12 protein-coding genes and 1 other RNA gene are annotated in these 11,826 nt (G+C 68.3%); 9 read left to right on the top strand and 4 right to left on the bottom strand.

Going from position 1 to position 11,826, the window contains the following annotated elements:
- Positions 1 to 6: 6 nt before the first annotated feature.
- Positions 7 to 633 (top strand): stringent starvation protein SspA, encoded by a 627-nt coding sequence (gene sspA, locus ETC07_RS11095; RefSeq protein ID WP_136248584.1) that lies wholly within the window; start codon positions 7 to 9, stop codon positions 631 to 633.
- Positions 634 to 685: 52 nt separating this feature from the next.
- On the top strand, positions 686 to 1,138 hold the full coding sequence (locus ETC07_RS11090; RefSeq protein WP_136248583.1) for a ClpXP protease specificity-enhancing factor: 453 nt from the start codon (positions 686 to 688) through the stop codon (positions 1,136 to 1,138).
- 86 nt (positions 1,139 to 1,224) lie between these two features.
- Here ETC07_RS11090 and ETC07_RS11085 read toward each other — a convergent pair whose 3' ends face one another.
- Genes ETC07_RS11085 through ETC07_RS11070 form a run of 4 tightly spaced genes read right to left on the bottom strand, consistent with a single transcriptional unit; the run spans position 1,225 to position 4,542 of the window.
- Positions 1,225 to 1,803: a BON domain-containing protein gene (locus tag ETC07_RS11085; RefSeq protein WP_136248582.1), complete on the bottom strand. Its 579-nt coding sequence runs from the start codon at positions 1,801 to 1,803 to the stop codon at positions 1,225 to 1,227.
- A gap of 5 nt (positions 1,804 to 1,808) precedes the next feature.
- Positions 1,809 to 2,402: a phosphoheptose isomerase gene (locus ETC07_RS11080; RefSeq protein WP_136248581.1), complete on the bottom strand. Its 594-nt coding sequence runs from the start codon at positions 2,400 to 2,402 to the stop codon at positions 1,809 to 1,811.
- Positions 2,403 to 2,426: 24 nt separating this feature from the next.
- Positions 2,427 to 2,795, bottom strand: a complete 369-nt coding sequence (locus ETC07_RS11075) for a YraN family protein (protein WP_136248580.1) — start codon at positions 2,793 to 2,795, stop codon at positions 2,427 to 2,429.
- Positions 2,779 to 4,542 carry a penicillin-binding protein activator gene (locus tag ETC07_RS11070; protein ID WP_136248579.1) on the bottom strand — a complete coding sequence of 588 codons (1,764 nt, stop codon included), beginning with the start codon at positions 4,540 to 4,542 and terminating at the stop codon, positions 2,779 to 2,781. The genes ETC07_RS11075 and ETC07_RS11070 overlap by 17 nt, the downstream gene beginning before the upstream one ends.
- A 46-nt stretch (positions 4,543 to 4,588) precedes the next feature.
- On the opposite strand from ETC07_RS11070, the gene rsmI reads away from it, so the two are divergent.
- From rsmI to ETC07_RS11035, 7 genes are all read left to right on the top strand, one after another.
- Complete coding sequence (rsmI, locus tag ETC07_RS11065) at positions 4,589 to 5,446, top strand: 16S rRNA (cytidine(1402)-2'-O)-methyltransferase (protein WP_136248578.1); 858 nt, start codon at positions 4,589 to 4,591, stop codon at positions 5,444 to 5,446.
- 32 nt (positions 5,447 to 5,478) lie between these two features.
- Positions 5,479 to 5,831, top strand: an RNA gene (gene rnpB / locus ETC07_RS11060) — RNase P RNA component class A.
- Between the two features lie 66 nt (positions 5,832 to 5,897).
- A complete protein-coding gene (rsmH, locus tag ETC07_RS11055; protein ID WP_136248577.1) occupies positions 5,898 to 6,854 on the top strand; it encodes a 16S rRNA (cytosine(1402)-N(4))-methyltransferase RsmH in 957 nt (318 codons plus the stop codon).
- Between the two features lie 7 nt (positions 6,855 to 6,861).
- Positions 6,862 to 7,185: a cell division protein FtsL gene (gene ftsL, locus ETC07_RS11050; protein ID WP_136248576.1), complete on the top strand. Its 324-nt coding sequence runs from the start codon at positions 6,862 to 6,864 to the stop codon at positions 7,183 to 7,185.
- Positions 7,182 to 8,888 (top strand): peptidoglycan D,D-transpeptidase FtsI family protein, encoded by a 1,707-nt coding sequence (locus tag ETC07_RS11045; protein WP_136248575.1) that lies wholly within the window; start codon positions 7,182 to 7,184, stop codon positions 8,886 to 8,888. The genes ftsL and ETC07_RS11045 overlap by 4 nt, the downstream gene beginning before the upstream one ends.
- Before the next feature lie 64 nt (positions 8,889 to 8,952).
- Positions 8,953 to 10,461, top strand: a complete 1,509-nt coding sequence (locus ETC07_RS11040) for a UDP-N-acetylmuramoyl-L-alanyl-D-glutamate--2,6-diaminopimelate ligase (protein WP_136248574.1) — start codon at positions 8,953 to 8,955, stop codon at positions 10,459 to 10,461.
- Entirely contained in the window at positions 10,458 to 11,825 is a 1,368-nt protein-coding gene (locus ETC07_RS11035; protein WP_136248573.1) for a UDP-N-acetylmuramoyl-tripeptide--D-alanyl-D-alanine ligase, read from the top strand. The genes ETC07_RS11040 and ETC07_RS11035 overlap by 4 nt, the downstream gene beginning before the upstream one ends.
- Position 11,826 lies beyond the last annotated feature (1 nt).

Genomic DNA, 11,826 nt, shown 5'->3' with positions numbered 1-11,826 from the left:
TGTTTCATGGGTGTAGTGGCCAAGCGGTCGTCGATGATCTTCTATTCCGGGGGCGATGATCATTTCAGTCATCGGGTGCGTATCGTGCTCGCCGAGAAGGGGGTGGCGGTGGATATCGTCGAGGTCACCGAGGAGAGCCACCCCGAGGAGCTCGCCGACCTCAACCCCTACAACAGCGTGCCCACGCTGCTCGATCGGGACCTGGTGCTCTATGAATCCAAGGTGATGATGGAGTACCTCGACGAGCGGTTCCCGCATCCGCCGCTGCTGCCGGTCTATCCGGTGGCCCGGGCGCAGAGCCGGTTGTGGATGCATCGCATCGAGCGCGAATGGTGCCCCAGGGTCGAGCAGATCCAGAATGGCACCAAGAAGGAAGCCGAGAAGGCCCGCAAGGAGCTTCGTGAGAGCCTGGTCGGCATCTCGCCGATCTTTGAAGACATGCCGTTCTTCATGAGCGAGGAGTTCACCCTGGTGGACTGTTGCCTGGCGCCGATCCTGTGGCGTCTGCCGGCGCTCGGCATCGAGATGCCCGAGAAGCAGGTCAAGCCGCTGATGGGGTACATGGAGCGTGTTTTCGATCGCGATGGCTTCAGGGCCTCGCTGAGCGAAGCCGAACGCGAGATGCGTACCTGAATTTTTTCCGCCCCGGCGCATGGCCGGGGTCGTTTGCCTGGAGGGCCAACCGATGGAATCGAGCCGTCCCTATATCGCTCGGGCCCTGTACGAGTGGCTGCTGGACAATGAGCTGACGCCCTATATCGTGGTCGATGCCGAGCAGGCGGGGGTCGAAGTGCCGCGCCAGTTCGTGCAGAACGGCCAGATCGTGCTCAACCTCGGCGTCGGCGCCATCCGTGACCTGTCGATGACCAACGAGGCCATCGCCTTCTCGGCGCGCTTCGGCGGTCAGCCGACGCAGATCATGGTGCCGAGCGAGGCGCTGATCGCCCTCTATGCCCGCGAGAACGGCGTCGGCATGGTGTTCGGTCATGAGCCGGTGATGCCGGTCGCCGAGGAGGCCAGCGATGAGGCGTCGTCGACGGACGAGGCGCCGAGCCTGTCGAGCGTCGACGGCGAAGCCGGCGATGAGTCTCAGGAGGCGCCGAAGAAGGGGCGCCCCTCGCTGCGTGTGGTCAAGTAACACGCGACACGCCTCGGTGTGACCATGAAAAACGGCAGGCCTTCGGGCCTGCCGTTTTGCGTGCCGGCGGATGCGGGGTGCGGGAGTCAGTCGAGGTAATCGAACACCTTGACGATGCGTTGCATGCCGCCGACGCTGCGCACCGCAGAGACGACGCGCTCGGCTTCCTGGCGGCGCACCATGCCCATCAGGAAGACGCTGTCGTTCTCGGTGACGATGCGCAGCCGGCTGGAGTCGATGGCCTCGTTGGCGACCAGCGCGGTACGGATGCGGGTCGTCAGCCAGGTATCGGCGAGCCGCTGGCTGGCCGGCAGGTTGGCGGCCACGCTCAGCTGGTTGTGGACGCGGCGCACGTTGCGCACCTCGCCGGCCACGCGTTCGGCCATGTTCTGGAGCTCCTGGCTCGGCACTTGGCCGGTCAGCAGTACCACGCCGTTGTAGCTGTCGACGTCGATGCGAGCGTCGCCGAGGCGGGCGTCGGTGCTGCCAAGGTTGTGGGCGATCTTGGACTCGATGCTCTCGTCCTCGACCTTGGTGCCGGCGGTGCGCTCGCTGTAGTTCTCGTTGATGGTGCCGGGGGTGGTGGCCGTGGTCATGGCGGTACAGCCGGACAGGGTCAGCAGCAGGACCAGGGGTAGGCCCAGGAGGCGGGGTTTGTCGATCATGGGCATCACTCGCTTGCGCCGAAGAGTTGTTCGTCGATGAGGTCACACAGGCAGTGGATCACCAGCAGGTGAACCTCCTGAATGCGGGCGGTCGAGGTGGCCGGGACGCGGATCTCGCAGTCGTCCTGGCCGAGCAGGGAGGCCATGTTGCCGCCGTCGCGGCCGGTCAGGGCGACCACGGTCATCTCCCGATCGTGGGCGGCCTGAATGGCCTGGACGACGTTGCCGGAGTTGCCGCTGGTGGAGATCGCCAGCAGCACGTCACCGGGCTGCCCCAGGGCGCGGATCTGCTTGGAGTACACCTCGTTGTAGCTGTAGTCGTTGGCGATCGAGGTCAGCGTCGAGGTGTCGGTGGTCAGCGCCAGGCAGGGTAGGCTGGGCCGCTCGCGCTCGAAGCGATTGAGCAGCTCGGATGAGAAGTGCTGGCTGTCGCCGGCGCTGCCGCCGTTGCCGCAGGCCAGGATCTTTCCCTCATTGACCAGGGCCTGGACCATCATCTGGCTGGCGACCTCGATGAAGGGCGGCAGCACCTCGCTGGCGTAGGTCTTGGTGTCGATGCTGGCGTTGAAGTGTCCGAGAATTCGGTTCTGGAAATCCATCGTGGCTTCCTGGTCCTTGGGCGGTCAGAACGCTTCGAAGGCGCCGGGGACCCATTCGAAGTCGAGGTCGGGCAGTGTACCGGTGACGGCCAGCACATCGAAGCGGCAGGCACATGATAGCCGGTTGCGTTGCAGATAAAAACGCGCCGCCAGGATCAGCCGGCGCTGCTTGGTGACGGTGACGGTCTCGAGCGGATGGCCATGACGAGCATCGCGACGGTGGCGCACTTCGACGAACACCAGGGTCGCGCCGTCGCGCATCACCAGGTCGAGCTCGCCGCCACGGGCGTGCTGGTTGGCGGCCTCGAAGACGAGGCCTCGGGCCGCCAGCCAGTCCGCGGCGAGGCGCTCGATATGCGCGCCTCGGGCGCGGGCGTCAGAGCGAGGCGTCATCGATGAGGCGGTCCATGTCGATCGCCGGCTGGGGCACGCCGTCCTCGAAACGGGCCCAGGGCAGCTGGCGATGGAAGCGGCCATCCTGGTCGGCGGCGAGGGTGCCGGTGGCGCCGAACAGCTCACTGCCGGGGATGGCCTGGAATTGCGGCAGGCGGCGGGCCAGCTCATAGGCGTCCACGCCCATGGCCATCAGGCGGAACATGTTCGGGTCGGACTCCTCGCGTAGCTGGCGGTAGCTGTCGAGGAAGGGTAGTGCCTCTTCGCCCCCTGCGGCGGCATCCGGAATCTGCCAGGGAATGTCGGGGAACATCACCCCATTGAGGTCCTTGTCGAGGCGTGGCTGGGGATGCCCCTCATAGAGGTGCGAGGTGGCGTAGACCGATAGCCCCTGCCCGTAGGCATAGTAGTCGATGGTCGGCGGGACCTGCCGGGCATACTCGGGCAGCGCCAGCAGGAACAGCATGTCGGGCCGGTTCGATCCCAGGGCACGGCGGGTGCTTTCGGTGGCGGGTCGCCCGGGGTTGTAGCGTACGGCCTTGGCGATCTCGCCATCTTGCTCACGCCAGGCGGCGGCGAAGGCCTCACCGACCCGGCGCCCCCAGGCATTGTCCGGGACCAGTAACGACGCGTCGCGATGGCCGTCCTGGCGGCCGCGCTTGGCGACCGAGCGGGCCTCGTCCTCGGCGGAGAGCCCGTACTGGAACAGCCCTTCGGCGTTGCTGTGCTCGTCCTCGCCGTAGTTGAGTGCCAGGGTCGGCATCGGCACGCGGTCGCGGCGCTCCAGGGCGGTGACCGTGTCCTTGTCGAGCGGGCCGATCACCACCTGGGCGCCACGCTGCTGGGCCTCGCGATAGAGGGCGTCGACGTTGCCGTCGGAGGAGTCCAGGAAGGTCAGCTGGGTGCCGCTGTTCCCCTCGTTGACGGCGTGCAGGTGATGGGTGCGCAGCCCTTGTTCGATGGCCTCGCTGACCTTGGCCAGCGGCCCGGATTCGGGCAAAAAGACGGCGACATGGTTGACATCCTGGCCGCGCAGCTCGCGCAGCGCCAGGATGTCGGCCGGCAGCTGACGGGACGCCGGGTGGTCTGGGTGACGGCTGCGCCAGTCGTCGAGGCGAGCGAACAGTCGATCGATGTCGCCGCCGCCGGCGCGGACCAGTTCGGCGAGATCGAGCCACGCCTGGGCTGCCTCTCCGGCACCGTCGCGTAGCGCGTCGATGCCGCCGGGCGCCAGGCGCGAGAGCTGCTCCCAGATGGGGTCGTTGAGGTCGAGGCGATCGGTGTCGGCCTGCAGGCGCAGCAGCGCCTGGGCGGCGGCGCGGGATTCGCCGATTTGCCCCAGGGCGCGCGCCTGGCGTTCGCGAAGCGTCGCGCTCTGCCCGTCAGGCAGCGACAGCTCGTCGAGGCGCTGGGTGGCCTGGATGACCGCCGAGGGATCGCCTTCGGTGTCGCCGAGTTCTGAAAGCAGCATCGCCCAGCGGCCGAGGGCGTCGCCGCTCAGGCGGCCATCGTCGAGCTGTTTGGCGATCTCCAGCGCCTGGGGGCGGCTGCCCTGGCGTGCTAGGATATCGGCCGCCTGCAGCCGCGACAGCGCGGCCTGTTCGGGCGCTTGTTGCTCGGCCTGGCTCAGCAGCAGGTCCGGATCGCCGACGGGCTGTCGTTCGGTGATGCCAGGCTGGAAGGCGCAACCGCCCAGCCACAATGCCACGAAGGCGGCGGCCAGCGGGCCGCGAGACGAAATCTTCATGAATCCTTCCTTGTCCTCACGTGCGGAGAGCTTCCCAGGAGCCGAAATGTCAGACGCCATATCAGGGGTATTGTACGTGGTCGCCACGCCGATTGGGAATCTGGACGACCTGAGCCCCCGGGCCGCTCGATGGTTGGGCGAGGTCGACCTGGTGGCCGCCGAGGATACCCGACATACCTCGCGCTTGCTGCGCCACCTGGGCGTGGCGCCACCGCTGCTCTCGTTGCACGAGCATAACGAGGCGGCGCGGGTGGAGCAGATCGACGCCCGGCTGGTCGCCGGGGAAGCCGTGGCGCTGGTCAGCGATGCCGGCACCCCACTGATCAGTGACCCCGGTTTCGTGCTGGTGCGTGAGCTGCGTGCCCGGGGGCGGAGGATCGTCCCGGTGCCCGGGGCCTGCGCCCTGGTGGCGGCACTCTCGGCGGCGGGGCTGCCCACCGATCGCTTCGTGTTCCAGGGCTTCTTGCCGGCCAAGGGCGGTACTCGGCGCGGCCGGCTCGAGACGCTCGCCGAGCGCGAGGAGACCCTGGTGTTCTATGAGTCACCGCACCGTATTCGCGACACCCTGGCCGATCTCGACACGGTGCTCGGCGAGCGCCGTGTGGTGCTGGCTCGGGAGCTGACCAAGACCTTCGAGACCTTCCTCGAGGGGAGTCCCCAGGCGCTGTTGGCGCGAATGACCGATGATCCCGATCAGGCGCGCGGCGAGTTCGTGGTGATGGTGGCGGGGGCGGCGCCGAAGTCGGCCGATGAGGCCGCCAACGTCGATGCCGATGCCTTGCTCGGTGCCATGCTCGCCGAGGGCGTGGGGGTCAAGCAGGCCGCGGCGGTGACCGCCCGGACCCTGGGGGGCGCCAAGAAGATCTGGTATGCCCGGGCCCAGGTGCTCAAGGACGGGGATTGAGGGGCTGGCGGGGCGCTGGTATGCTTGCCGCGGGAGTTGGCCAGACAGCCGCCGCCGGAGCGATCCGGGGGAGGAAAGTCCGGGCTCCATAGGGCAGAGTGCCAGGTAACCCCTGGGCGGCGCGAGCCGATGGAAAGTGCAGCAGAGAGTAGACCGCCTACGTCTCCCACGGGAGGCCGGTAAGGGTGAAAGGGTGCGGTAAGAGCGCACCGCGCGCCTGGCAACAGTGCGTGGCACGGTAAACCCCACTCGGAGCAAGACCAAATAGGAACCCGTTGGCGTGGCCCGCGTTGGGTTCGGGTAGGTTGCTTGAGGGCGACGGTGACGTCGTCCCTAGAGGAATGGCTGTCCACGACAGAACCCGGCTTATCGGCCGACTCCCCCTGACATGCTTTGTGCGTCGCCATGCGGCGGCGCCCCGCCACTCGTGATACCACCCCAAGAGAAGTGCATGACGTCATCCGCCCCCGAACACGCCCCTAGCGGCTTTCGCCATGCCAGCGTGCTGCTCGACGGGGCGGTTGACGCCCTGATCGATGATCCGACCGGCCACTATCTCGATGGCACCTTCGGTCGCGGTGGACATTCCCGCGCCATCCTCGAACGGCTCGCCCCCGAGGGGCGGCTGCTGGCCATCGATCGCGATCCCCAGGCCATCGCCGCGGCGGCGTCCATCGATGACTCACGCTTCGCCATCGATCAGGGCGAGTTCGCCCGGCTGGGCGAACTCGCCGAGGCGCGTGGGTTGCACGGCAAGTTGTCCGGCGTGCTGCTGGATGTCGGGGTCTCCTCGCCTCAGCTCGATGATCCCGAGCGCGGCTTCAGCTTCCTGCGTGACGGCCCGCTCGACATGCGTATGGACCCGAGCCGGGGCGAGAGCGCGGCCGGTTTCCTGGCGCGCGCCGGCGAAGGCGAGATCGTGCGGGTCTTCAAGAGCTATGGTGAGGAGCGTTTCGCCCGCCGCCTGGCGCGCGCCATCGTCGCGCGGCGGGGCGAGACGCCCTTCACGCGTACCGCCGACCTGGCCGAGGTGGTCAAGGCCGCCCATCCCGCCTGGGAGAAGGGCAAGCATCCGGCCACCCGTGTCTTCCAGGCGTTGCGCATCCAGGTCAACGGCGAGCTCGAGCAGCTCGATGCCGCCCTCGAGGCCGCCCTCGAGGCCCTGGCCCCCGGCGGTCATCTGGTGGTGATCAGCTTCCATTCGCTGGAGGATCGCCGGGTCAAGCGCTTCATCCGTGATCACGTGCGCGGCGATACGCATCTGCCCAAGGGTATCCCGCTGCGCGACGACCAGCTTCAGCGCCGCCTCGAATCGCTCGGCAAGGCGCGCCGCGCCGGGCCGGAAGAGGTCGATGCCAATCCGCGTGCCCGCAGCGCGGTGATGCGCGTGGCGCGCAAGCGGTACTGAGGTACGCATGGCCCAAGGACGCGACACCTCCCCCGTATACGCCTGGCCGTTTCGCTTACGCCCGACGCTGAGGCTGTTGCTCAATGTCGTGCTGCTGGTGGCCTGCCTGGGCGCAGCCCTGGCGGTGATCGCCACCAGCCACCATACCCGTGGTCAGTACGCGCAGCTGCAGCAGCTCGAGCGAGAACACCAGCAGCTGCAGACCGAGTGGAGTCAGCTGTTGCTCGAGGAGAGCGCCTGGTCCTCGCCGTCGCGTATCGAACGCCTGGCCAACGAGCGTCTCGAGATGCGCTTGCCCGATATCGATGAAGTCGAGGTCATCCGACCATGAGTGTGACGTCTCGCCGCGGCAAGGCGCGTCACGCCGCGTCGCCCATGGGTCAGATCCGTTATCGGGTGATGCTCGGCCTGGTGCTGATCGGCCTGGCGCTGCTGGTCGGACGGGTCGTCGACCTGCAGGTCTTCGATCATACCTTCCTGCAAGGACAGGGCGATGCCCGCACCTTGCGCGTCGACCCGATCCCCGCTCACCGGGGCATGATCACCGACCGCCACGGCGAGCCGCTGGCGATTTCCACGCCGGTGGTCACGCTGTGGGCCAACCCCCAGGACCTGCCCGATGACCGCATCCAGCGGCTGCGCCTGGCCCAGGCCCTGGGGCAGTCCCCGGATGCCTTGAATGCGCGTATCGAACGTTATGCCGACCGTGAATTCATGTACCTGCGTCGGCGCATGACGCCGATCGACGCCCAGGAGGTGCTCGACCTGCGCATCCCCGGGGTGCACAAGCGGTCGGAGTACAAGCGTTATTACCCGGCCAGCGAGGTGGTCGCCCAGCTGATCGGGGTGACCAACATCGACGACCAGGGCCAGGAAGGGCTGGAGCTCGCCTATCAGTCCTATCTGTCGGGGGAGCCGGGCCGTCGTCGGGTACTCAAGGATCGGCGCGGCCGGCTCGTACGTGACCTCGAGGTGCTCCAGGAGGCGCAGCCCGGCGGTGACCTGACGCTCTCCATCGACCAGCGCTTGCAGTACATGGCTTATCGCGAGCTCAAGTCGGCGGTCGACGAGAACGATGCCGACGGTGGTGTGCTGGTGATGCTCGATGCCGACACCGGCGAGGTGCTGGCCATGGCCAACCAGCCCTCCTACAACCCCAACAACCGCGCCGGTCTCGATCCCGGCAGCCTGCGCAACCAGGCGATCGTCGATGCTTTCGAGCCCGGCTCGGTGATCAAGCCGTTGGCCATGTCAGCGTTGCTCGAGACCGGCCGGTTCCCGCCCGACACCATGATCGACACCTCGCCGGGCTGGATGGTGATCGACGGCTATACCATCAAGGATGTCGTCAACTATGGCGAACTGAGCCTGTCCGGCATCCTCGAGAAGTCGTCGAACATCGGCATGTCCAAGCTGACCCTGGAACTCGACGACCCCGTGGTGCCCGAGCGGTATCGAGCCCTGGGGCTCGATCAGCCGCCGGGTACCGGCTTCCCGGGCGAGGCCAGCGGCAGTGTGCCGTCGCCGCAGGTCTGGTCCAGCAGCCAGTGGGCGGCGCTGTCCTATGGTTATGGCCTGTCGGTCTCGGCGCTGCAGCTGGCCGGGGCCTTCACCGCCATCGCCAACCACGGCGAGCGCCTGCCGTCATCGCTGTTGAGGCTCGACGAGGCGCCGGTGGGGCGTCCGGTGATTGAGCCCGATGTAGCCGACCGTGTGCTGGGCATGATGGACCGGGTGGTGGAGCCGGGTACCGGCGCGCGCCGTGGCCTGGTGCCCGGCTACAGCGTGGCCGGCAAGACCGGCACGGTGCGCAAGACCGGTGGGACGGGCTACCAGGAGAGCGTGTATCGCTCGCTGTTCGTGGGCATCGCCCCGGTCTCCGATCCGCGCCTGGTCACCGTGGTGATGGTCGACCATCCCCGCGCTGGCGCTTTCTACGGCGGCGCCGTCGCCGCGCCTGTGTTCTCGCGGGTCGCCGGCAAGGCGCTGCGGATACTGGATGTGCCACCGGACAACCTGGGCGATGACACATGATGAGCGTGCTCGTCGTGCGTCGTTCGCCGATCCATCGCCCGCCCGTCCATCGAAAGGAGAGACCATGGATGTGACCGCCGCCCGTCTGATCGAGACGCTGAGCGCATGCTGGCCCCATCGGCGCGAGGCGCTGAGCGGGCTCGAGCTGCCCGAGCGAGTGCGCCTGTGTCTGGATAGTCGCGAGCTCGCCGCCGGCGACGTCTTCCTCGCCGTGCCCGGGGTGGCGGTGGATGGTCGTGACTATATTGCTGCGGCCCTCGAGGCCGGCGTCGCCCTGGTGCTGGCTCATGACGATGAGACGCTAACGCTGCCGGATGATGCTCGGGTCGTGGCGCTTTCGCAGCTGCGCACCCGGCTCGGCGAGCTAGGGCGCGAGCTGTTCGGCGTGCCCGACGAACTTCCGCTGGTGGGTGTCACCGGCACCAACGGCAAGAGCTCGGTCACCCATTATATCGCCGCCTTGAGCGAGCGCCTTGGCCGGCCGGCCGGCATGATCGGCACCCTCGGCCATGGGCGCCCCGGTGCGCTCGCCGAGGGGCGGCTGACCACCCCAGGGCCGCTGGCGTTGCAGGCCGCCCTCGGAGACCTGGCCGCCGCCGGCCTCGAGCGGGTGGCCATGGAGACGTCATCACATGCCCTGGAGCAAGGCCGGCTCGATGGCTGCCGGATCAATGCCGCGGTGTTCACCAACCTGAGCCGCGATCACCTCGACTACCATGGCAGCATGGCCGCCTATGCCGCGGCCAAGGCGCGGCTGTTCCGCCGGGCCGAGCTCGAGCTGGCGGTGGTCAATGCCGATGACCCGCTGGCCAAGCTGATGCTGGCCGGCCTCGGCGACGGCGTACGCGTGCTGGCGGTGGGTGAGGACGAGGCCGTGACCCTGCGGGTGATCGACTGGGTGCCCCACGATGAGGGCCAGCGCGCGCTGGTCGCCACGCCCGACGGCGAGAGGGTGCTGACCCTGCCGCTGATGGGGCGTTTCAACCTGACCAATGTGCTGCTCGCCATCGCTGCACTGCACGGGCTGGGCGAGGATCTCGAGGCCCTGTTCGAGGCCGCCGCCGAGCTCTCGCCGGTGCCCGGGCGCATGCAGACGCTGGTCGGCCGGGGAGCGCCCACGGTGGCGATCGACTATGCTCATACGCCGGATGCCCTGGAGTCCGCGCTCCAGGCGCTGCGCGCCCACCTGCCCGGCAGCGGCCGGCTATGGTGCCTGTTCGGTTGCGGCGGCGATCGTGACGCCGGCAAGCGCCCACTGATGGCCGCCGCCGCCGAGCGCCATGCCGATCGGCTGGTGATTACCGATGATAATCCCCGTTCCGAGGCGCCTCAGGCCATCCGTGAGGCGATGTTCGCGGGGCTGTCCGACGACGGCCGGCGGGTGACCCGGTCGCTCGATGGCCGTGCCCGGGCGATTCATGAGGTCATCCGGGAGGCGGCCGTCGATGACGTGATCCTGATCGCCGGCAAGGGCCATGAGGCCTATCAGGAGATCGAGGGCGTGCGCCATGCCTTCTCCGATCTGGCCGAGGCCGAGGCGGCGCTGGCCGCGCGCCGGGAGCGCGAGGCGTGAGTGGTCCGGGCCTCGACACCCTGGCCGGTGTGGCGCAGGCGTTGGGCATCGATCTGGCCGTCGCCGATGCGCCGCTAGGCGAGATCGTCACCGATACTCGTCGGTTGGATACGGGGGCGTTGTTCGTGGCGCTCACCGGCGAGCGCTTCGACGGCCATGACTTCATCGCTCAGGCCCGAGAGGCCGGGGCGGTGGCCGCGCTGGTCGAGCGCCGAGTGGACGACGCGCTACCGCAGCTGGAAGTCGCCGACGCCCGGTTAGCGTTGGGGCTGTTGGGTCGGGCGCGGCGGCGCGCCTGGGGTGGTCCGCTGGTGGCGGTGACCGGCAACAGTGGCAAGACCACCGTCAAGCAGATGCTGGCCACGCTGCTCGCGCGGCGTGGTGAGACGCTAGCCACCCGCGGCAATCTCAACAACGATATCGGCGCGCCGCAGACGCTGCTGGAGCTGTCCACCGACCACCGCCAGGCGGTGGTCGAACTCGGCGCCAACCATCTGGGCGAGATCGCCTGGACGGCGACCCTGGCCGAGCCGCAGGTGGCGGTCATCACCAACGTCACCGGTGCCCATGTGGGGGAATTCGGTGGCCCCGGGCGCATCGCCCAGGCCAAGGCGGAGATCCTGGTGTCGCTTCCTAGCGACGGGGTGGCGGTGCTCAACCGTGATGACCGCTACTTCGCGAGCTGGGCGAGCCTCGCGGCCCCGCGGGAGGTGCTGGATTTCGCCGTGGAGGGGCCGGCGCGTCTGCGTGCCGAGACACTGGTCTGCGATCCACTCGGGCGCTATGCTTTCACGCTGTTCCACGATGATCGCGAACTGGGGCGTGTGCAACTGGCCTTGCTCGGTCGTCACAATGTCGCCAACGCCCTGGCGGCGGCCGGTGCGGCGCTGGCCATGGGCCTGGCGCCGGACGACGTGCTGGCCGGTCTCGAGGCCGTGGCGCCGATGGCGGGGCGGCTCAGTGTCGCGTCGGGCATCCATGGTTCGCGACTGCTCGACGATACCTATAACGCCAACCCCGGCGCGGTGAAGGCCGCCCTCGATCTGCTGGTCAGCCTACCGGGGCCGCACTGGTGCCTGCTGGGTGCCATGGGCGAGTTGGGGGAGGCGTCGCAGCGGCTGCACGAGGAGGTGGGCCGCTACGCGCGTGAACGAGGCATCGACTTTCTCGGCACCCTCGGCGAGGCGGCGCGACCGGCCAGCCGCGCCTTCGGCGAGGCAGGGTGTCATTTCGACGAACGGGAGGCGCTTACGCGCCATGTCCTCCATCATCTGCCGCCGGGGGCCAGCGTGCTGGTCAAGGGTTCTCGCAGTGCCGGCATGGAGGCCGTGGTGTCGGCGCTGTGCCCGGATGCATCAAGGTAAG

This window comes from Halomonas borealis (assembly GCF_004798905.1).
Taxonomy (GTDB): domain Bacteria; phylum Pseudomonadota; class Gammaproteobacteria; order Pseudomonadales; family Halomonadaceae; genus Halomonas; species Halomonas borealis.
The sequence above is the reverse complement of the archived record's forward strand: the minus strand, read 5'-3'. Positions and strand labels throughout refer to the sequence as shown.